Annotated in this window: 1 protein-coding gene and 1 pseudogene; both read right to left on the reverse strand. The window is 70.3% G+C overall.

Annotation, left to right across the window (positions count from 1 at the left end):
* Positions 1-75 precede the first annotated feature (75 nt).
* Positions 76-5,868, reverse strand: a complete 5,793-nt coding sequence (locus C1701_RS25470) for a non-ribosomal peptide synthetase (protein WP_103056779.1) — start codon at positions 5,866-5,868, stop codon at positions 76-78.
* Positions 5,869-5,960: 92 nt separating this feature from the next.
* Positions 5,961-24,356 (reverse strand): annotated as a pseudogene (locus tag C1701_RS25475) (non-ribosomal peptide synthase/polyketide synthase); the annotation flags it as partial.
* Between the last annotated feature and the right edge of the window lie 93 nt (positions 24,357-24,449).

Below are 24,449 nucleotides of genomic sequence, written 5' to 3' on the forward strand. Positions count from 1 at the left end.
CAAACATTGGTTCGACTACGGCGAAGCCGTGTTCGACGTGGGCCAAAACAGACCTGAGGGGCTGGGTCGCCGCTTCTATTCCGGGGGATTCACCAGCTCCACCAGGGTCGTCAGCTCACCGACCAGCCGCGCGGCGAGTCGCTGGATGGTGTCGTGGTCATGCACCCCCGACGAGTACCACCAGGTCACCGTCAACCGCCCGTCCTGCACCGCCCCCACCACATCCACCAGATGCGACCGCTCCTCCCCCGGATGATGATCCTGCCCCCGCACCGGCACCACACCCGAGAACACCCCCACACCCGACCCACCAGACCCAGCACCAGTTCCACCCACCTCGAACTGCCCCAGGTAGTTGAAACTCAACACCGGATCCGGACCCGACCCCAAAACCGCCCCCACCGACCCCGACCCCGACAGGTACCGCAACGCCCCGTACCCCACACCCCGATCCGGCACCGCCCGCAACCCCCGCCGCACCGACCGGATCACCGCCGGCCAACCAGCACCCACCGGCACCTCCAGAGCCACCGGGAAGATCGAGGTGAACCACCCCACCGTCCGCGAGAGGTCCACCCCCTCGAACAACTCCTCCCGACCATGCCCCTCCAGGTTGACCACCACCCGATCCCGACCGGTCCACTCCGACAGCACCAGCCCCAACCCGGCCAACAACACGTCGTTGATCTGACTGCGGAACCGCCCCGGCACCGCCGTGAGCAACGCCGCGGTCCGCTCGGCGTCCAAGGACACCGTCACACTGGCCTGCGAAGCCACGGTGTTCACCCCACCCGGGTGATCCACCGGGATCTCCAGGTCTCCCGGCTCGGAGAGCACCGACCGCCAGTGCTCCACCTGGTCGTCGAAACCCCCGGCGCGGGTGTGCTCGGCCAGTCTCCCCGCCCACACCGCGACCGAGGTGGTCTTCGTGCCCAACTCCACGGATCGCCCCGCGCTGGCCTGCTGGCAGGCCGTGCCCAGGTCGGAGAGCAGGATCCGCCAGGACACCCCGTCGATCACCGCGTGGTGGGCCACGATCCCGACCTCGACCACCACCCCGTCACGGACACCGGCCAGGACACGCAGCAACGGGCCCTCCCGCAGGTCCAGGCCGGACTGGGCCCGGGTCAGGGCCTCCTCCCACACCGCCCGCGCCTGCTCACCACCACCGGAGCCGCCGGTCTCGGTCAGCTCCACCCGACCGAGCACCAGGTCCGGATCCAGATCCGGGAGCAGCCGTGGGCGCCACCCGGTGTCAGCCCGGTCGAACACCATCCGCAGCGCGTCGTGCTGGACCAGCAGACCCGCCACCGCCGCACGCAGCACCGGCATCCCGACCGGTGCGGACAACTCCAGGGTCATCGACATCGTGAAGTGCTGCGGGGCCACCGGGTGGGTGGCGAAGAACCACTCCAACACCGGGGTGGTCCCCACCGGACCCGACACCACACCCTGCTCGGCCGAGATCTCGATCCTGGCGGCGCGAGCCTCCTGCAGGGAAAGCGCCACCCCGGCGACGGTCTGCCGCAGGAAGAGATCCCGGGAGGAGATGTCGAGGCCTGCCCGGCGTGCGTGCGAGACGACCTGGATGCTGAGGATCGAGTCCCCGCCCAGCTCGAAGAAGTTGTCCTCGATCCCGACCCGCTCCACACCGAGCACCTCGGTCCAGATGAGGCACAGGGTCCGCTCGATCTCGCTCCGAGGTTCGACGTGCGCGCCGGACGCGGTCGCGTCCGGCGCCGGCAGCGCGCGCCTCTCCAGCTTCCCGTTGGCGTTCAACGGGAGCTCGTCGAGCACCACGAACGCCGAGGGCACCATGTACTCGGGCAGCGCGCCGCGCACTCGATCCCTGAGCAGCTCGGGGTTCGGCACGTCCCCCTCGCCGGGAACGATGTAGGCGACGAGCCGAGGGGTGTCCGGGTGGTCCCGTCGCAGGATGACGGCGGCCCGGGACACCGACGGCTGGGCGGTGAGGACGGCCTCGATCTCGCCGGGTTCGATGCGGAAGCCCCGCAGCTTCACCTGGTCGTCCACCCGGCCGACGAACTCCAGCACTCCGTCCGGGAGCCAGCGCACGACGTCCCCGGTGCGGTAGACACGTCCGCCGTCCTCCCCGTGGGGGTCGGCGACGAACCTCGCCGCGGTCAGTCCGGCGCGGCCCGCGTACCCGCGTGCCAGCCGCTCCCCGCCCAGGTAGAGCTCTCCGGGCACACCGGCGGGGACTGGTCGGAGCCAGCGGTCCAACACCTGCGCGCTGATGCCCGAGATGGGACGTCCCACCGGCACGCTGGCGCCCGTCGGCCGGGTGTCGCCGTCGGAGTACCACGCCAAGGCGTACACCGTGGCCTCGGTGGGACCGTAGATGTTGGCGACGACAGCGTCGGGCAGGACCTGCCCGAGACGGTCCAGCAGGGAGACGGGAAGTGCCTCGCCCGCCAGGACCACCTGGTCAGCACCGAGGTTCTCGCCGGCTGCCTCGACCACACCGGCCATCGCCGAGGGGACCCCGCTGAGCAGGCTTCCCGACCAAGGCCGCTCGGTCACGGCCACCAGGTCCCGGACGATGTCCACCCGGCCGCCAACGACTAGCGGCGCGAAGATCTCGAAGACCGAGACGTCGAAGTTCGCCGAGGTCGACCCGAGGACGGTGCCCAGGCCGTCGGTGCCGAAGGTCGTCGCGGCCCAGTCCACGAGGCCGGCCATCGCGGCCCGGTCCACGACCACGCCCTTGGGGAGACCGGTGGACCCGGAGGTGTAGATGACGTAGGCGGCACTGCCGTCCGGCACGTCGGCTACGACCGACCCGGTCCTGGCCGCCAGTGCCACCGAGGTCCTCGCGTCGTCCAGCACCACGACATCGGTGGCCGGGGGAATCCGGCCGGCGACCGCGTTCTCGGTGATCACCATCCTGGTTCCGCTGTCGGCGACGACGTAGGTGATCCGGTCGGTGGGATAGGCCGGGTCGAGCGGCACGTACGCACCCCCGGCTCGGAGGACGGCGAGCAACGCGACGACCAGGTCGACCGAGCGGGTCAGGCAGACTCCGACCCTCGTCTCGGAGGACACCCCTCGGTCTCGAAGGTCGGCCGCGAGCTGCTCCACCCGAACGGTCAACTCCGCGTAGGAGAGGCTTCGCTCCGAGTCGGTGACAGCGACCGAGTCGGGCGTACGCAGGGCCTGCGCGAAGATCCGGTCGATCAAGGATGGGGAGGTCCCGTACCGCCCGGACACCGTGGGCGAACCGTCCCGGCCCCACTCGGCCAGCAGTCTGTCCCGCTCGGGTGCGTCGAGGGTGTCGATCTCGTGCAGCGGGCGGTCCGGTGCGGCCAGGGACCTGGTGGCCAGCGCCAGCCAATGGCCGGTGAGCCTGGTGATGGTGCCCGCGTCGAAGAGGTCGCTGTTGTACTCGACAGCGGCGGTCAGGGTGCCGTCGGCGGCTTCCTGGAACTCCAGGGTCAGGTCGAACTGGGCGGCCTCCCGAGGAACCGGGACGCTCTCGACCCGCAGCCCAGGCAGTTCCACATCGGCGGGAGGGATGTTCTGCAGGATGACCACCACCTGCACCAGTGGCGTCCGACTGGTGTCGCGTTCCGGCGCCAACTCGTCGATGAGCCGGCTGAAGGGAACGCTCTGGTGGGCGAACGCCCCCAGCACCGTCTCCCGCACGTCCCCGAGCAGCTGGGTGAGGGTGCGGGTCTCCCGCACCGCGGTGCGCAGCGGGAGGGTGTTGACGAAGAACCCGACCACTCCCTCCAGTTCGGAGCGTTCCCGGCCTGAGGTGACGGTACCGACGGTCACGTCCTCCTGCCCGCTGTACCTGGCGAGCAGCAGTTGGGTGACCGTGGTGAGCGCCATGAAGAGGCTCGCGCCCTGGCGGTGGGCCGCGGCTCGGAGCTCGGCGACCAGTGCGGCGGGCACCGTGAAGCGATGGAGGGCACCGGACGTCGTCCGGACGGCTGGCCGAGGTCGGTCGCTGGGCAGGGTGAGGGGCTGGGCATCGGCGAGGACGTTCCGCCAGTAGGCCAGTTGTTCGTCCGTGCCCGCCGCGTCGCCCTCCCGTTGCCAGACAGCGTAGTCCGCGTACTGCGCGGGCAGTTCCGGCAGGGACGCCGGGACTGCCCGGACCTCGGCCGAGTACAGCTCGTTCAGTTCACGGGTGATGACGCCCATCGACCAGCCGTCGGTGACGATGTGGTGCATCGCCAGGACGAGCACGTGTTCCTCGTCCGACTCGCGTACCAGGCACACCCGCAGCAGCGGGCCAGTGCGCAGGTCGAAGGGCCGGTGTGCCTCGGCCCGCAGCAGCTCGTCCAAGGACCGAACGGGGGGTCCGGCGAGGTCCACCACCGGCAGCGGCACCTCGAACGGATCCCGCACGACCTGCACCCCCGCGCCGTCGACTGAGTCGAAGGTGGTGCGCAACGACTCGTGGCGGGCCACCAACGCCGTGAGCGCGGAGCGCAGAGCGTCCACGTCCAGAACGCCGGTGAGGCGGAGCGCGCCGGTCACGTTGTACTCCACGCTTCCCGGCATGAAGTCATCCAGGAACCAGAGCCGCTGCTGCGCGAAGGACAGTGGTAGCGGTTCGTCCCGGTTGGCGGGGCGGATGTCCGCGCCGACCTTGGCTCCGGTCGCACCATCCGCGACCAGGGCCGCCAGCTCGGCGACCGTCGGGTGGTCGAACAGGGCGCGGGGGGAGAGTTCGGCGTCGAGTTCGGAGCGCACCCGCGAGACGACCTTCAAGCTGAGGATGGAGTCGCCGCCGAGTTCGAAGAAGTCGTCCTCCACACCGACCCGTTCCACGCCGAGCACGTCCTGCCACACGGAGCACAGCCGCTGTTCGGTCTCAGTGCGCGGTGGTACGTGCTGGGACAGCGCATCCACCTCCGGAGCCGGCAGGGCACGCTGGTTCAGTTTGCCGTTGACGGTGAGGGGGAGCTGGTCGAGCACCACGAACGCCGCCGGCACCATGTGCTCCGGCAGCACCTCCCGCGCGGTCTCCCGCACCGACCCCACCAACTGCCCCGGGTTCCACCACCGCACCGCCCGACCACCAGGCCCCACCCCAGGATCAGCACCACCAGCAGTGGCGGGTTCGACGGGCGTGGCGGGTTCGGTGGACCACCCCGGCCGAGTCGCGTACACCATGTACAAGCCCGTGTCGGCCACATCCGGCGCGTGGTCCACCACCACGGTGAACCCCACCGACTCCAACAGACCCCGCACCCCCGCCAACCGGCCCTGCGCGTCATGCACCTCCGCGACCACCTGACCGATCCGCGGCCAGTGCTCGTCCCGAACCCCCCGCAACACGTCCAACTCGCTCTTCTCCACATCCACCTTGACCAGGTCCACCCGCGCCAACCCCCGCGCGTCGATCACCTCCGAGATCGTGGTCAACTCCGCCCGCACCCGCTGGCTGGCCAACCGGTGGGACAACAGCTGCCCCAGACCCTGGTCACCGCCGACCTCCTCGTGCTCGTTGCGCACGAACTGTTCCAGCACCTGCCGTTCCTCGTCCTGGTCGGCGAACCGACCGGACATGATCGACATCTCCGGGTAGTAGGTGAACTCCGCCACCCCCGGTTCCGAAGCCACCCCGCATTCCGAGAGCACCGTGTCCGCCCCGTGCAGGGCGGTGTTGAGCCGGTACAACCGGGCCAGCTCCGGGATCGGTTCGAAGGCGTACACGCGGGCGTCGGGCACCTGGTGGGTGACGAACAGGGAGAACAACCCGACATGTCCGCCCACGTCGATGACCACCGCCCCCGGGTCGAGGTGGATCCCGCCGCGGACGTACTCGGTGTTGGCGAAGATCTCCTGGTAGAGGAAGGCGATGTTGGAGCGGTTGCGGCCCAGGACCAGCATGCCGTTGGGCAGTTCGGGAGTTCGGCTCCGGTGGCGGCCAGTTCCCCGGTGGCGGCCAGTCGGGTGTAGCGGGCGACGGGGGCGGCGGTGGTGGTGTCGGGGGTGAGGTAGGCGACCAGGCGTTTGTCGCCGGGGGTGTCCTCCCGGACCACCACCACCGCCTGCGCCACTCCCGGGTGCTCTCCCAACCGGGCGGCGACCTCCCCCGGCTCGATCCGGAACCCCCGCACCTTCACCTGCTCATCCGCCCGACCCACGTACGACAGGCGCCCCTGACCATCCACCCGGGCCAAGTCCCCAGTCCGGTACATCCGCCGGCCATCCCCAGCGAACGGATCGGCCACGAACCGCGACGCCGTCAACCCCGCACGACCCGCATACCCCTGCGCCACGCCCGCACCCGCCACGTACATCTCCCCCACCACCCCCGGAGGAACCGGGCGCAACCCACCGGCACGGTCCAGCACGTACACCCGCCACCCCGGTACCGCGTGCCCGATCACCCCAGCCGACCCCTCGACCAGATCGACCTCCGCACCGTTCTCCCCCTTCCCGGTCGGGTTGAGGGGGTGCGCGGTGACATGCACCGTGGTCTCGGTGATCCCGTACATGTTCACCAACACCGGTGTGTCCGGGTGCCGGGCCAACCACGGCCGCACCCGGGACACCTCCAACGCCTCCCCACCAAAGACCACCCACCGCAGGCACAACTCCCGCCCCAACCCGGGGTTCTCCGCCTCGGCCCGCACGAACTGCTCGAACGCCGAGGGTGTCTGGTTGAGCACCGTCACCCGCTGGGCCACCACCAGCTCCAGGAACTCCCCCGGACTGCGGGACACCTCCCAGGGCACCACCACCAACCGGCCCCCGAACGCCAACGCGCCCCACATCTCCCACACCGAGAAGTCGAAGGCCACCGAGTGGAACAACGTCCACACGTCCCCGGCGTCGAAGCCGTACCGGTCCTGGGTCCCGGTCAGCAGTGACACCACGCCGCGGTGCGGTACCGCCACGCCCTTCGGCCGTCCGGTCGACCCGGACGTGTAGATCACGTAGGCCACCGCCTCGGCGGGCACCACCACCTCCGGTCGCCCGGGTTCGTACCCCGAGAAGTCCGTGCGGTCCAGTTCCACCACCGGCACCCCGGACACCGCCCCCGGGAGAGCACCAGCGGTCTCCGAGACGGTCACCACCGTGGAGGCCCCGCTGTCGGTCAGGGTGTAGGCGATCCGCTCCGCCGGGTAGTTCGGGTCCACCGGCACGTACGCCGCCCCGGCCGCGAGCACACCCAGCACCCCTACCACCAGGTCGGTGGTGCGGGGCAGCAGCAACGCCACCCGCGCTCCCGGGGTCACGCCCCTGGCCCGCAGGTGCGCCGCCAGGCGGTAGGCCCGCCCGGCCAGTTCCCCGTAGGTCACCGTCGTGTCCTGGAAGGACACCGCCACCGCCTCGGGACGCTCCCGGACCTGACGATCGAACAACTCCACCAACGACACCGGCTCCACACCCTCGACGAGCGCCGAGGGGCTGGCCCACGCCGACACCAGCTCGGCACGCTCGGCCGCGTCGAGCAGGTCGAGGTCACCGACTCGCCGGTCGGGTTCCTCAGTGAACGAGGTGATCAGTCGTCCCAGCTGGGCGGCCAGCCGTTCCACGGTCGAACGCTCGAAGAGCACCGGGTCGAAGGCGACCGCGAGCCCCAGCTGGTCCTGGGTGACGGCCGAGATCACCGTCACCGGGTAGTTGGTGGCCTCGACCGCGTTCATGTCCTGGATGTCCAGGGCGTGCCGGGCGGCCGTCTCCTCGTCGATCGGGTAGTTCTCGAACACGATGAGGCTCTCGAAGAGCGGCTGGCCGCCCGGAACGTCGGTCTGGATGGCGTTGAGCGCGACGTAGTCGTACTGCCGCGCTTCAGCCTGACCGGCCTGGAGCTTGCGCAGCCACTCCACCACGGTCGTGGCCCGCTCGACGACAACCCGGACGGGCAGGGTGTTGATGAACAGGCCGAGGATCTCGTCCGAGCCAGGCAGGTCCGTGGGACGCCCCGAGACGGTGGCGCCGAAAACCACGTCACGGGAACCGCCGTACTGGGAGAGCAGCAGCGCCCACGCCCCCTGCACGATGGCGTTGACCGTGATCCGCTGTGCCCTCGCGAAGCCGGCGACCCGCCCGGACACCTCGGCGGACAGCGGAACGAAGACACGCTCGGTGCAGTGCGCCTGGTGGGCCGTGTCGGGTTGGCGGTCGTAGGGCAGTGGTACCGGCTGGTCGAAGCCAGCCAGGGTGTTCCGCCAGTAGTCGAGCGCGACCCGCTGGTCACGGGAGGTCAGCCAGCGCAGGTAGTCGCGGTACGGACGGCGGACGGTGGCTGGCGGGCCTCCGTCGGAGGAGGTCCTGCGGGCGTACTCCCCGAAGACGTCGGCGAGCACCTGGTAGGTGCTCCACCCGTCGAGCAGCACGTGGTGGAAGGTCCACAGCACACGAACGGTGGTTGGTGACAGGGTCGCCACGAACAGCCGCATCAGCGGGGCTGAGGCCAGGTCGATGCCCTTCTCCTGGTCCTCGGCCATGACCCTGGCCAACTCGGTTTCCCTGTCCTCAGGGGAGAGCTCGGTCCAGTCAGCCCTCGTGACCGGGATCTCCGCCTTCCGGTGGACCGCCTGCAACGGTTCCGGCACGCCCTGCCAGACGGCGGAGACCCGCAGCGCGTCGGAGGTGTCGACGACCTGCTGCCAGGCCGCGACCAGCTCCTCCGGTGAGGTGATGCCCGCGAGTTCGACGGTCACCTGTTCGAGGTAGGCGGCGCCGGTGGGGTCGGCGAGCGCGTGGAAGAGCATGCCCGCCTGCAACGGGGTCAACGGGTAGACGTCCTCAACGTCCCGGCCGTCACCCACCACCGCGTCCACCGCCTCCTGGTCCAGCCGAACCAGAGGGAAGTCCGAGGGCGAGGCCCCGCCCGATCCGGGCCGGGCGCAGTGCTCGACGAACTCGGCGATCCGGCCCAGGTGGTCCTCGGCCAGCCGCCGAACGGTTTCCTCACGATGGCGGTCGGTCGAGTAGAACCAGCTGAAGGTCAGCCGGCCGTCCTCGATCGCACCGACCACGTCCAGCAGGTGCGGGCGCTGCTCATCGGGGTGGTGGTCCTGGCCCGGCACCGACATCCCGGCCCGGTAGAACCCGTCCTCGCCGGCGGCCTTCGTGTTGTCCAGCGTGAACTGGCCGTGGTAGTTGAAGCTGACCGCCGGGGCCGGCTGCCCCACCAACTCCGGGACCGCACCCAGGTACCGCAACGCCCCGTACCCCACACCCCGGTCGGGAACAGCACGCAACTGCTCCTTCACCGACTTCACCACCACCGACCAGTCCACCCCACCAGCCGGCTCACCCGGCACCGACAACGCCACCGGGTACACCGAGGTGAACCACCCCACCGTCCGGGACAGGTCCACCCCCTCGAACAACTCCTCCCGGCCATGACCCTCCATGGCCACCGCCACCCGGTCCCGACCGGTCCACTCCCGCAACGTCAACGCCAACGCCGCCAACAACACGTCATTGGCCTGCGTCCGGTACACCGCCGGAACCCGCTGCACCAACGCCCGGGTCCGCTCGACGTCCAGCGACACCGACACCGACCCCATCGACCCGACCGTGTTCCGGCCCCCGGTGCCATCCACCGGCACCTCGACGCTGACATCCGGGCCCACCGCGTCGGCCCAGTACCCGACCTGCTCGGAGAAACCACCCGCCCGCACGTGCTCCCGGAGCCGGGAGGCCCACTGCCGGACCGAGGTCGTCTTCGCTCCGAGGTCGATCTCCGCCCCGGCGGCGGCCTGGGCGTATCCCGCGGCGAGGTCGCTGAGCAGGATCCGCCAGGACACGCCGTCGACTACCGCGTGGTGGGCGGTCATGACGACCCGGAGCCGGGTGTCCTTCGGGGCGACGAGCACCCTGATCAGTGGTCCGCGTGCCAGGTCCACCGAGGACTGGGCTTCACGAACGCACCGTTCCCACTTCGCCTCCGGATCCTGGCCGTCGAACAGGTCGATGACGGTCAGCACCTCCGCCTCCCCGAGCGCGGGTTCGATGCGCACGGTCCGTCGGGTGTCGTCGACGTCGATCACGGTGCGCAGGGCGTCGTGGTGGGCGACGAGCGCCTCGACGGTGGCGCGGAGCGCGGCGAGGTCGGTGTCGGGGGCAAGGGTGAAGCCCATCGACATCATGAAGTGGTGCGGCGCCACCGGATGGGTGTCGAAGAACCACTCCAGCACCGGGGTGGTCTCCACCGGCCCGCTCACGGGGGCCTGGCGAACACTCGGTCGTGGCCCGGTGGTGCCTGTCTCCCCGAGGACGAGGGTCTCGGGGAGGTCAGCGGCGAGGGCTTCGATGGTCTGTTTGACGAACACGTCCCGTGAGGACAGCTCCAACCCCGCACGACGAGCCCGCGACACCACCTGGATGCTCAGGATCGAGTCACCACCCAACTCGAAGAAGTTGTCGGTCACCCCCACCCGCTCCACACCCAACAACTCCGACCAAATACGGCACAACACCCGCTCGACCTCGGTCCGAGCCGGCACGTACCGCTCCCCGCCCTCCGCCTCCGGGCTGGGCAGCCTGTCGACGTCCAACTTCCCGTTGACCGTCACCGGCAGCTCCGCCAACACCACGAACACCGCCGGCACCATGTACTCCGGCAGCATCCGCCGCGTCCGTTCCCGCACCACCTCCACATCCAGCCCCGCCTGCCCGGTCAGGTACGCCACCAACCGGCGCACCCCCGGGGTGTCCTCCCGCACGACCACCGCCGACTCCGCCACCCCCGGCGAGGACGCCACCACGGACTCGATCTCACCCAGCTCGATGCGGAACCCCCGCAACTTGACCTGGTCATCCGCCCGCCCCGCGAACTCCAACACCCCCGACCGGCTCCACCGACCCCGATCCCCGGTCCGGTACATCCGCCCCCCACCACCGGTGAAGGGATCCGCCACGAACCGCGACGCGCTCAACCCCGCCCGACCCGCATACCCCCGGGCCACCCCAGCACCCGCCAGGTACACATCCCCCACCACCCCCGGCGGCACCGGACGCAACCACCGGTCCAGCACGAACACCCGGGTCCCCGCGATCGGACGACCCACCCGCACCGGCACCCCCGGCTCCAACACCTCCCACGTCGACCACACCGTGGCCTCGGTGGCCCCGTACAGGTTGACCATCCGCCGGCCCGGCGCCCACCGACGCACCAACTCCGCCCCGCACGCCTCCCCACCGGTGGCCAGGGTCACCAACTCCGGCAACGCCGTGGTCGGCACACTGGCCAACGCCGTAGGCGGGACCAACGCGTGGGTGATCCGGCCCTGGGACAGGAACCGGCCCAACTCCTCCCCCGCCAGCGGACCCGGCGCGGCGGGCACGACCAGCCTGGCCCCGCAGGCGAAGGGCATCAGCAGTTCCATCACCGCCGCGTCGAAACTCGGCGAGGCCACCTGCGAGACCCGCGAGTCCGGGCGCAGCCCGAACAGGCGGACCTGCTCGAGGGCCAGAGTGGCGATCCCGGTATGCGGGACGACCACGCCCTTGGGACGACCGGTCGACCCCGACGTGAAGATCACATACGCCGCCGCGTCACCGGGAACGGCTACCCGCACCGGGGAGTCATCGGTGGCCTCCAGCTCAGCCAGTGTGGCCGCCTGGTCGAGCACCGCGACGGGTACGTCGAGATCCAGGTCCTCGGGCTGCCAGCCGGTGGCGGTGAGGACGTGGGTGATCCCGGCGTCGGAGAGCATGAACCCGATCCGCTCGGCCGGGTACCACGGGTCCAAGGGCACCATCACCCCACCAGCCCGCATCACCGCGAGCATGCTCACGACCATCTCCACCGACCGGGGCAGCAACAACCCGACCCGGGTCTCCAGGCCCACACCCCGACCCCGCAGGAACCGGGCCAACCGGTTGACCCGGGAGTCCAACTCGGCGTAGGTCAGCGTGGTCGTCCCGGATTCCACCGCGACCGCCCCGGGACGGGCCTGCGCCTGCCGGGACACCAGCTCGGCGAAGGGCACCGGGTCCACCGCCGCACCCCGGTCGTTCCACTCCACGGTGATCCGGTCGTGGTCGGTACCAGGAAGCAGGGGGACCGTGGCCAGGGCACGGGTGGGGTCAGTGACCACCCGTTCGGCGAGGGCGATCCAGTCCGCGGCCATCCGGTCGATGGTGGTCGGGTCGAACAGGTCGGTGGCGTACTGCACCGACAGCGCCAACCCCTGCCCCGTCTCCTGGAACTCCCACGTCAGATCGAACTGCGCCGTGGACATTGGAACCGCGCACCCCGACACCACCACACCGGGCAACTCCACCGCCGCCACCGGAACGTTCTGCAGCACCACCATCGCCTGCACCAACGGCGTCCGCGAGGTGTCCCGCTCCGGAGCCAGCTCCTCGACCAACCGTGAGAACGGCACCTCCTGGTGCGCGAACGCACCCAGCACCGACTCCCGCACTCCCGACAACACCCCGGCGAACCCCACGCCCTCATCCACCCGCGACCGCACCACCACGGTGTTCACGAAGAACCCCACCAGGTCCTCCACCTCGGCCCGGTCCCGGCCCGACACCGCTGTTCCCACCGCCACATCACCCTGCCCGGTGTACCGGGACAACAACACCTGGGTCACCGCCGTGACCGTCATGAACAGGCTGGCCCCGCCAGCCCGGCCCACCGACCGCAGTCCCTCGGTCAGCCCGCTGGGGATGGTCACCGTGGTCACCGCGCCGGCGGCCGAACGCACTGCCGGTCGGGGTCGATCGGTGGGCAGCTCCAGCACCGGAAGTCCTGCCAACCGTTCCCGCCAGTAGTCCAGTTGGGACTCGATCACGGTGTTCTGGTGTTCCCGCTGCCACACCGCGTAGTCCGGGTACTGCAGGGTCATCTCGGGCAGAGCCACCGGTCGGTTCTCGACCAGGGCGGCGTAGGCGGTGTTCAGCTCGCGGGTGATCACGCCCATGGACCAGCCGTCGGTGACGATGTGGTGCATCGCCAACACCAGGACGTGGCTGTCGGGGGTCTCCCGGACGAGCAGGACCCGCACCAACGGTCCCGTCCGCAGATCGAACGGGGTCCGGGTCTCGGCGAGCAGCAGCCGGTCCCGCTCCTGGTCACGCTCCTCCTCCGTGGCCGACGTGAGGTCAACGAACCGGACTGGCAGCTCCATCTCGGAATGGACGACCTGCACGCCCTGCCCGTCGACGGTGTCGAAGGTGGTCCGCAACGATTCGTGCCGGTCCGCGAGGACCGACAGGGCTTCCCGCAGGGCTTCCCGGTTCAGGTTCCCGGTGAGCCTCAGCCCCAGCAGGGAGATGTACTCGTTGGTTCCCCTGGCGAAGTCGTCCAGGAACCACAGACGTTCCTGCGCGAAGGACAGCGGGATCCGAGCCGGCCTCGACGGGGCTGGGACCAATGCGGCGACCGCCGTCTCACCGGAGGCGGAGGGATCGGTCCCGCCCACGGCGGTAGCGAGTTCGGCGACCGTCGGGTGGTCGAACAGCGCGCGCGGAGACAACGCCACCCCGAACTCCGCCCGCAACCGCGAGGTCACCCGCAGGCTCAGGATCGAGTCACCACCCAACTCGAAGAAGTCGTCGGTCACCCCGACGCGCTCCACACCCAGCACCTCGGACCACACCGCGCAGACCCGCCGCTCAGTGTCAGTGCCAGGTGCCACGAACTCCGCGTCGGATCCCAGTTCCGGTGCGGGCAGCGCCCGCCGGTCCACCTTGCCGTTCGAGGTCAGCGGGAACGCGTCGAGCACGACGAAGGCGGCGGGAACCATGTACGCGGGCAGCTCGGCCGAGACGTGAGCGCGCAGTTCCGCCGGAGCCGGCCGCTCCTCGGCCGCTCCCACGACGTACGCGACGAGGCGACGGAGGCCGGGCCCGTCGGACCGGAGCACCACCGTGGCCTGCCCCACGGAGGCGTGCCGCAGGAGCGCGGCCTCGATCTCACCGGGTTCGATGCGGAACCCCCGCAGCTTCACCTGGTCATCGACCCGGCCCACGAACTCCAGCGCACCGCCGGCCCGCCACCGCACCACATCCCCCGTCCGGTACAACCGGGAACCGGACGGCCCGAACGGGTCAGCGACGAACCGTTCCGCCGTCAGACCAGGACGACCGAGGTAGCCCCGAGCCACCCCGGCACCCGCCACGTACAACTCACCCGAGACACCCACCGGCACCGGGCGCAACCGCCCGTCCAACACGAACACCCGGGCATTGGCCACCGGCGCCCCGATCGGCGGCACCTCCTCCGCCCCTGCCGACAACGGAGCGCTCATCGTCGCCGCCACCGTCGTCTCACTCGGCCCATAACCGTTCAGGAAACGCCGGCCCGGCGCCCACCTGCGCACGAGATCGGCGGGGAGTGCCTCGCCTCCCGTGACGATGGACCGCAGGTCGGACAGCCCTTCCGGGGAGATGGTCCCCAGCGGCGCCACCGGGAACATGGCGTGGGTGACACGCTGTTCCGCGAGCAGCGCGGCCAGCTCGGTTCCGACCGGTCGTCCCGCACCGTGAAGCAGCAGGGTCGCTCCGGCCGCGAGGGTCATGAGGACCTCGACGATCGCGACATCGAAGCTGGGCGAGACGTACTGGAAGACCCGGGCGGCGGGGTCGAGGTCCATGGCCTCGACGTGGCTCACGGCCAGGCTGGTCAGTCCGGCGTGGGGAACGACGACGCCCTTCGGACGTCCGGTGGAGCCCGAGGTGTAGATCACATAGGCCGCCCGGCCCGGGGAGATCGACTCCGGCCACGGCAACCCCACCCGGTGCTCGAGGTCCATCCGCACCTCGGGGTCGTCCACGACCAACACCGGCACCCCGGCCGGCACCCGGTCGGCCAGGGCCAACGTGGTCACCACCACCGCAGCCCCGCTGTCCCGGACCACGTACTCGATCCGCTCCGCCGGGTAGTCCGCGTCCACCGGCAGGTACACCCCACCCGCGACCCAGGTCGCCAGCATCGCCACCACACCGTCGGCCGAACGAGGCAACAGCACCGCCACCGCCGACTCCGCACCGACTCCCGAGTCCGCGAACCAGGCAGCCCAACGGCCCACTCTTTCCGCCAGTTCCTGGTAGTGAACACGGGCAACGCCGTCCTCGATCGCGACGGCGTCTCCACCCCCGTCCCGAGCCCGGGTACGGGCACGCTGCGCGATCAGGTCCAGCACGGACACGTCGAGCAGGTCAGGACGCTGGGTGGCGTTGCGCTCGACCAGCAGGTCGCGACGTTCCGCCTCCGCCAGCGCCGTCACCCCGGACACCGGACCCTCCGGTGCCCCAACAAGCCCGCCCAACAGCAACTCGAAACGCTCCGCGAGGACGGCCACCGTCTCCCTGTCGAACAACGCCGGGTCATAAGCCAACACGAACCCGGTCCGCTCCCCGGTGTAAGCCACCAGCGTCAACGGGTAGTTCGTCGTCTCCACCGCCGCGACATCCGACACCACCAACCCGTGCCGCGCCGCCGACTCCTCATCCACCGGGTAGTTCTCGAAAATGATCAGACTGTCGAACAGCGACACCCCCGCCGGCACCTCGGTGGGGATCTCGGTCAACGCCACGTGGTCGTGCGCCCGCGCCTCGGCCTGCCCGGCCTGCACCGACCGCACCCACGACCCCACCGACCGGTCCTCGTCCACGCGGATGCGCACCGGCAGCGTGTTGATGAACAACCCGAGGATGTCCTCCGCCCCGGGCAGGTCCGCCGGCCGACCCGACACCGTCGCCCCGAACACGACCTCCGAGGTGCCCGCGTGCCGGGACAGCAGCAGGGCCCACGCGGCCTGCACCACCGCGTTCACCGTGACCCGCTGCTCCCGCACGAACCCGGCCACCGCCGTGCTGAGCTCGGCGGGCAGTTCGACATCCCACCGGGCACTGGACTGCGAGCGGTGCGCCCGCTCGGGGGCCCGGTCGTAGGGCAGGGGGGTGGGCTCGTCGAACCCGGACAACGTCCGACGCCAGAACTCGAGGCTTTCGGAGATGTTCCGCTTCCTGAGCCACGCCAGGTAGTCCCGGTACGGCAACCTCGATGCCGGTGGTGCCACTCGGTCGGGCTCGCACAGGGCGGCGTATTCGGTGAAGACGTCGTCGAGGAAGCGGAACGTGCTCCAGCCGTCGAGGAGCAGGTGGTGGAAAGTCCACACCACCCGCACCCGACCCGCACCCTCCCGAGCCAGGAACAACCGCATCAACGGAGCAACCCCCACATCCAGGCCCCGCTCCCGGTCCACCACCAGGAACTCCGCCAACACCTCCGCCCGCCGCTCCTCAGCCAACCCCGACCAATCCACCACCGTCACCGGCACCCGCACCACCCGATGCACCACCTGCACCGGCTCAGCCACCCCCTCCCACACCACCGACACCCGCAACGCATCCGACCCCGCCACCACCCGCTGCCATGCCCGACCCAACACCTCCGGATCAGCCACCCCCTCCACCACACAACTGAACTGCTCCACATACGCCCCCGACCCCGGATCCGCCACCGCGTGGAACACCATCCCCGCCTGCAACGGCGTCAACGGATACACATCCGCCACCCCACCACCACGCCCAACACCCGCGACCACCTCAGAGGTCTCCACGGTATCGAGCAGGTGATCCACCCCCGCCTGGTCCAACGCCACCAACGGGAAGTCCGACGGACTGGCACCCCCCACCCCCGGCCGCCGGCAGTGCCCCACGAACTCCCGCAACCCCTCCACCACCGCCCGGGCCAACCCCACCACCGTGGCCCGCTCGAACACCCCCGTGGAATACCACCAACTGAACCGCAACCGGCCCTGCACCACCCCACCCACCACATCCAGCAGATACGCCCGTTCCTCACCCGGGGCGTGCTCCCGACCCCCCACCTCCACCGGAACCCCGAACAAGGAACCACCGTCCTGATCGGTATCGAGGTGGAACACCCCGTGGTAGTTCACGCTCACCCCCGGCACCGGCTGCCCCACCAGCTCCGCCGCCCCACCGGTGTACCGCAACGCCTGATAACCCACGCCCCGGTCCGGGACCGCCCGCAACGCCTCCTTCACACCCAACACCGTGGCTGCCCAGCCCTGCCCGGTCTCCTGGAGCACCACCGGGTAGACCGAGGTGAACCAGCCCACCGTCCGGGACAGGTCCACCCCCTCGAACAACTCCTCCCGACCATGCCCCTCCAGGGCCACCGCTACCCGGTCCCGACCCGCCCACCGGGTCAGTACCCGACCCACCACGGCCAGCAGCACGTCGTTGACCTGGGTCCGGTACACCGCGGGGACCTCCGAGAGCACCGCCCGGGTGGTCTCGGTGTCCAGTTCCACCTCGACCCGGTCCTGGTGTTCCACGGTGTTGGGACCCCCGGGGTGGTCCACCGGGATCTCCACCACACCCGGGTCCGACAGCAGGGTGGTCCAGTAGTCGAGTTGGTCGGTGAACCCCCCGGACCGAGTGTGTTCGGCCAGCCGGGCCGTCCACTGGCCCATCGAGGAGGTCCGTTCCCCCAGGTCCACCGGGTTCCCGGTGCGGGCCTGGTGGTAGGCGGTGTCGAGGTCGGAGAGCAGGACCCGCCAGGACACCCCGTCCACCACCGCGTGATGCGCTACCAGCGCTACCCGCCAGCCCCGCGGGGTCCGGGCCAGTACGACCCGCAGCAGTGGGCCGGTGGCCAGGTCCATTCCCGACTGGGCGGTGGTCACCGTGTCCTGCCATGCCTGTTCGGGATCGGTCACCCCGACGGTGTTCACGACCTCGAGGACGGAGGCGGCCTCGAGGTCGGGGAGGATCCGCGGGGCCCAGGCCCCCTGGGGGTCCCGGTCGATCACCAGGCGCAGCGCGTCGTGCTGGGTCAACACCGCGGTCACCGCTGTCTGGAACGCGGCCAGGTCCAGGCTCTCGGGCAGGTCGAACGCGGTCGACATCGCGAAGTGGTGCGGGGCCACCGGGTGGGTTTGCAGGAACCAGGACAGCACCGGGGTTGGTTCCACCGGGCCCGACACCGGACCCCGCGGCACCGGTGTGGTGTCCTCCTCGGGTGCCAGGTCCAGGCCGGCCGCGAGGTCGGTGATGGTCTGGCGTTGGAACATGTCCCGGGTGGAGAGGGTGGACAGGCCGGCGCGACGGGCCCTGGAGACGACCTGGATGCTCAGGATCGAGTCGCCACCCAGCTCGAAGAAGTTGTCGGTCACCCCGACCCGGTCCAACCGCAGTACCTCAGCCCACACCTCGCACAGCACCTGCTCCACCTCGGTGCGGGGTGCCACGTAGCCCTGGGAGGGCTGGAACTCCGGGGCTGGTAACGCCGCCCGGTCGACCTTCCCGTTACCCGTCAGGGGCAAGGCCTCGAGCACCACCACCGCCGCCGGCACCAGGTACTCCGGCAGGAACCGGCGCAGAGCGTCCCGCAACACCTCCGGAGCGGGCACGGCCCCGTCCTCCGGCACCACGTAACCCACCAGGCGCCGCGCTCCCGGGGTGTCCTCCCGGACCACCACCACCGCCCGCGCCACACCCCGCTGCCCCACCAACGCGGCCTCGACCTCACCCGGCTCGATGCGGAACCCCCGCACCTTCACCTGATCATCCACCCGCCCCACGAACTCGAGGACCCCGTCCGGCAACCACCGCACCCGATCCCCCGTCCGGTACACCCGACCACCAGCGGCATCGAAGGGATCAGCCACGAACCGCGACGCCGTCAACCCCGGACGATCCACATACCCATGCCCCAGACCCGCACCCGAGGTGTAGAGCTCCCCCGGCACCCCCACCGGCACCGGACGCAACCACCGGTCCAACACCACCACCCCGGACCCCGCCACCGGCGACCCGATCGGCACCGAACCCCGCCCCCGCACAACGGAGGCACCCACCACCTGAACAGTGGTGAACACCGTGTTCTCCGTGGGCCCGTACCCGTTGACCAACCGCACCCCCGGTACCGCCTCCACCACCCGCCGGCAGTGCGACGGAGACAGCACGTCACCCCCGGCCAACAGGTACCGCACCCCCGACAACACCGCCACATCAGTGTCGACGACCTCGTGGAACAACCCCGCCGTCAACCACAACCCCGTCACCGCGTACTCACCCAGGAACTCACCCAGTTCGGGTACCGACAACACCCCGGGCCGGGGCACCGCCACCGCCGCCCCGTTGAGCAACGCTCCCCAGATCTCCAAAGTGGCCGCGTCGAAGGACAACGACGCCAGTTGGGCGACAACATCCCCCGGCCCCACCGGCAGGTGATCCGGCTCCCACGCCACCCGCACCACAGCCCGGTGCGGTACCACCACTCCCTTCGGAGTACCGGTGGAGCCGGACGTGTAGATCACATACGCCGGCATGTCACCCGAGACCACTCCCGGTGGCACGGTGGTCTCCCGCTCGAGGGCGGCCACGGTCGCCGGGTCGTCCACCACCACCGTCGCCAGGCCCGCCGGGACCCGGTCGGCCAACTCGGCGGTGGTCACCACCACCCCGGCCCCACTGTCGGTGAGCAGGAACTCCACCCGCGCCGCCGGGTACCCCGGATCCACCGGAACGTAGGCACCACCCGCCCGGAGCACGGCCAACAGCACGCACACCGCATCCGGACCCCGCTCCAACAACACCCCCACCCGGGAACCGGCCACCACACCCCGCGACACCAGGTATCCGGCCAACCGGGCCGACCGGGCATCGACCTCCCGGTAGGACCACGACACCCCTTCCCCCACCACCGCCGCCGCGTCCGGGCACTCGACCACCCGCGCGGCGAACACCCCGGTGACCGTCTGCACCGGCAGCACCCGGTCGGGGGTGTTCCACTCCGCCACCAGATCCCGCTCAGCGGGGTCGGTCACCGCCACCTCGACCAACCGGCGCTCCGGCTCCGCGGTCACCGCCTCCGCCAACCCGATCAGACCTCGGATCCAGCGATCAACGGTGCCGGCGTCGAAGAGGTCGATGCTGTACTCGACCACGCCCGCCAGCCCGGACGCGGTCTCCTGGAACTGCAGGGTCAGATCGAACTGCGCTACCTCACGGGGGAGGTCGCACTCGGTCACCTCGAGCCCCGGAAGCTCGGGCAGTTCACTCGGGGCGTTCTGCAACACGACGAGCGCTTGGACCAGCGGTGTCCGGCTGGTATCCCGTTCGGGAACGAGCTCCTCGATCAACCGGCTGAAGGGAACGTCCTGGTTCGCGAACGCGCTCAGCACGGTCTCGCGGACGTCGGAGAGCAACTGGGAGAAGGTTGACCGCTCGTCGACCCTGGTCCGGAGAACCAGCGTGTTCACGAAGAAGCCCACCAGGTCCTCCACCTCGGGACGTTCACGTCCCGAGGTGACCGTCCCGACCGCCACGTCCGTCTGGCCGCTGGTCCTGGCTAGCATCAGCTGTGTGAGGGCGGTCAGGGTCATGAACAGACTCCCACCCCGAGTCCTTCCGAGGTCGGCGAGTCGCATGGCCAGGTCGGAGTGGATCTCGAAGGTGCGGACCGCGCCACGGGAGGTCCGGACCGCAGGGCGCGGACGATCGGTGGGCAGCTCGAGCGGCACGACATCGGTCAGTTGGTCCCGCCAGTAGGCGAGCTGCTCGTCCAGGCTGTCGCCTTCCAGTTGAGCACGCTGCCACACCGCGTAGTCGGCGTACTGCACCGGCGGCGCCGGCAGCGGTGCGGACAGCCCTCGCGCGGCCGCCGCGTACAGGGAACCGAGCTCCCTGGTGATCACACCCATCGACCAGCCATCGGTAACGATGTGGTGCATCGGAAGCACCAGCACGTGGGTGTTCGGCCGCTCCCTGATCAGGACGAGTCGGAGCAGTGGTCCCTCCCCGAGATCGAAGGGCGTGGCGATCTCGGACGCGAGGATCTTGTCCAGTTCGGCACTCCGGCTGCTCTCGTCCAGCTCGGACAGGTCGTGGGTGGTGAAGGGAACGGCCACAGCACCGCGGATGACCTGGACTCCCTGGTCGTCGAGGGTGCCGAAAGTGGTGCGAAGAGCCTCGTGCCGCTCGACGAGACCGTCGACGGCGGTGCGAAGCGCCGTGACGTCGAGTTCACCGGTGAGCCGGAACGCGAGCCCCGAGTTGTACTCCGCACTCGCGGGGGCGAACTCGTTCAGGAACCACAGTCGCTCCTGCGCGAAGGACAGCGGAAGGGGACGGCTCCGGTCGGCAGGCGTGATCGGCGCGGCCTGGGTCTGGCCGAAGTCGTCCTGACCACGGACCTGGGCAGCAAGACCAGCGACAGTCGGGTGATCGAAGAGGGCACGTGCCGAAATGTTCGTGCCCAGTGCGTCCCTGGCCCGGCTGACAGCCTTCAGGCTGAGAATGGAGTCGCCACCGAGGGCGAAGAAGTCGGCATCGATGCCCACCGGGTCCACACCAAGAACCTCGGACCACACCTCGCACAGCACCTTCTCGGTGTCCGTGCGGGGTGCCAGGTAGCCCTGGGAGGGCTGGAACTCCGGGGCTGGTAACGCCGCCCGGTCGACCTTGCCGTTACCCGTCAGGGGCAAGGCCTCGAGCACCACCACCGCCGCCGGCACCAGGTACTCCGGCAGGAACCGGCGCAGAGCGTCCCGCAACACCTCCGGAGCGGGCACGGCCCCGTCCTCCGGCACCACGTAACCCACCAGGCGCCGCGCCCCCGGGGTGTCCTCCCGGACCACCACCACCGCCCGCGCCACACCCGGCTGCCCCACCAACGCGGCCTCGACCTCACCCGGCTCGATGCGGAACCCCCGCACCTTCACCTGATCGTCGGACCGCCCCACGAACTCGAGGACCCCGTCCGGCAACCACCGCACCCGATCCCCCGTCCGGTACACCCGACCACCAGCGGCATCGAAGGGATCAGCCACGAACCGCGACGCCGTCAACCCCGGACGATCCACATACCCATGCCCCAGACCCGCACCCGAGGTGTAGAGCTCCCCCGGCACCCCCACCGGCACCGGACGCAACCACCGGTCCAACACCACCACCCCGGACCCCGCCACCGGCGACCCGATCGGCACCGAACCCCGCCCCTGCACAACGGAGGCACCCACCACCTGAACAGTGGTGAACACCGTGTTCTCCGTGGGCCCGTACCCGTTGACCAACCGCACCCCCGGTACCGCCTCCACCACCCGCCGGCAGTGCGACGGAGACAGCACGTCACCCCCGGCCAGCAGGTACCGCACCCCCGACAACACCGCCACGTCAGTGTCGACGACCTCGTGGAACAACCCCGCCGTCAACCACAACCCCGTCACCGCGTACTCACCCAGGAACTCACCCAGTTCGGGTACCGACAACACCCCGGGCCGGGGCACCGCCACCGCCGCCCCGTTGAGCAACGCTCCCCAGATCTCCAAAGTGGCCGCGTCGAAGGACAACGACGCCAGTTGGGCGACAACATCCCCCGGCCCCACCGGCAGGTGATCCGGCTCCCACGCCACCCGCACCACAGCCCGGTGCGGTACCACCACTCCCTTCGGAGTACCGGTGGAGCCGGACGTGTAGATCACATACGCCGGCATGTCACCCGAGACCACTCCCGGTGGCACGGTGGTCTCCCGCTCGAGGGCGGCCACGGTCGCCGGGTCGTCCACCACCACCGTCGCCAGGCCCGCCGGGACCCGGTCGGCCAACTCGGCGGTGGTCACCACCACCCCGGCCCCACTGTCGGTGAGCAGGAACTCCACCCGCGCCGCCGGGTACCCCGGATCCACCGGAACGTAGGCACCACCCGCCCGGAGCACGGCCAACAGCACGCACACCGCATCCGGACCCCGCTCCAACAACACCCCCACCCGGGAACCGGCCACCACACCCCGCGACACCAGGTATCCGGCCAACCGGGCCGACCGGGCATCGATCTCCCGGTAGGACCACGACACCCCTTCCCCCACCACCGCCGCCGCGTCCGGGCACTCGACCACCCGCGCGGCGAACACCCCGGTGACCGTCTGCACCGGCAGCACCCGGTCGGGGGTGTTCCATTCCGCCACCAGATCCCGCTCAGCGGGGTCGGTCACCGCCACCTCGACCAACCGGCGCTCCGGCTCCGCGGTCACCGCCTCGGCCAGCCGCACCCAGTCCCGGGCCCACCGCTCCACCGTGCCGGCATCGAACAGGTCGGTGTTGTACTCGACCCCGAAGGTGAGCTCGTCCCCGTTCTCCCGGAACTCCACGGTGAGGTCGAACGAGGAGGCCTCCCTGGGCAGCACGACCTCGGAGACGTCCAGTCCCCCGAAGGAAGGCCGCGCGTCCGGCGTGTTCTGGAGGACGAGCATCGCCTGGACCAACGGCATCCGGTTCGAGTCGCGGTCAGGGGCGATGGCGTCGACCAGCCGGTCGAAGGGGAGCTGCCGGTGGTCGAAAGCGTCCACCACCGTCCCCCTCACCTGGGAGAGGAATTCGGAGAATGACCGTTCCTCATCGACATGGCTTCGCAGAACGAGAGTGTTGACGAAGAAACCGAGCATTTCCTCGAGCTCGGAGCTTTCACGACCGGATGCGACGGTTCCGAGCGCGACGTCCTGGCTCCCGGAGAGACGGGCGAACAGAAGTTTCGTGACGGCGGCGAGCACTACGAACAGACTGGCGTTCTGTTCACGCGCCGATTTCCGCAGTGCGGGCAGGAGCGCTGCCGGGAGTTCGACCGAGAAGTTCGCACCGGCGGTCGTGCGGGTCGTCGAGCGCGGCCTGTCGGAGGGGAGTTCGAGCGGTGCGACGTCCGCCAGCTGCCGTCGCCAGAAGGACAGCTCGTCCGTCCACCGGGAATCCGCGAACTGCTGGCGTTGCCAGGCGGCGTAGTCGGCGTACTGCACCGGCAACTCCGGCAGCTCCACCTCCTCACCCCGCACCGCCGCCCCGTAGCACGCCCCCAACTCCCGCACCAACACCCCACTGGACCACCCGTCGGTCACGATGTGGTGCATCACCACCGCCACCACATGCGACTCCGGCGACTCCCGCACCACCACCACCCGCACCAACGGCCCCTGCCGCAGATCGAAGGGCCGCCGCATCTCCGCCCGCAACACCCGGTCCACCGCCGGGTCCACGTCCTCAGCCCGGTCGCTGAGGTCCACCACCGCCACCGGAACCTCCACCGGCGGCCCCACCCGCTGCACACCCTCACCCTCGACGGTGTCGAACGTGGTCCGCAGCACCTCGTGCCGGGCCACCACCGCCGTCACCGCCACCCGCAACGCCGCCAGGTCCAACGCACCACGGACCCGCAACGCCAACCCGGAGTTGTACTCCACCCCACCAGGCGAGTACTGGTCGAGGAACCACAACCGCTGCTGCGCGAAGGACAACGGCAACCGGCCGTCCCTGGGCACCCGGGGAATCCGGTTGCGGGAGGCACCCCGCCCGGCCAACCGGCCGCGCAGTCGTTCCCGGACGTGCTCCGGCAGGGAACGAATGCGGTCCTCGCGTGACGACGGCGTGTCCATGCGGTCCCCCCAGTAATCACAGCCTGCTACCGCGGGGCGCGTGTGTTTCCGCGCCCCGCGGTTGTCCTGGCAACTGCCGATTCGAGCCTACGC

This window comes from Actinoalloteichus sp. AHMU CJ021, assembly GCF_002895405.1.
GTDB lineage: Bacteria > Actinomycetota > Actinomycetes > Mycobacteriales > Pseudonocardiaceae > Actinoalloteichus_B > Actinoalloteichus_B caeruleus.

Bases quoted from the DNA above. Each gene is read 5' to 3' on its own strand.
- C1701_RS25470 (WP_103056779.1), bottom strand. From the start codon at position 5,868: ATGCTGGTCCTGGGCCGCAACCGCTCCAACATCGCCTTCCTCTACCAG.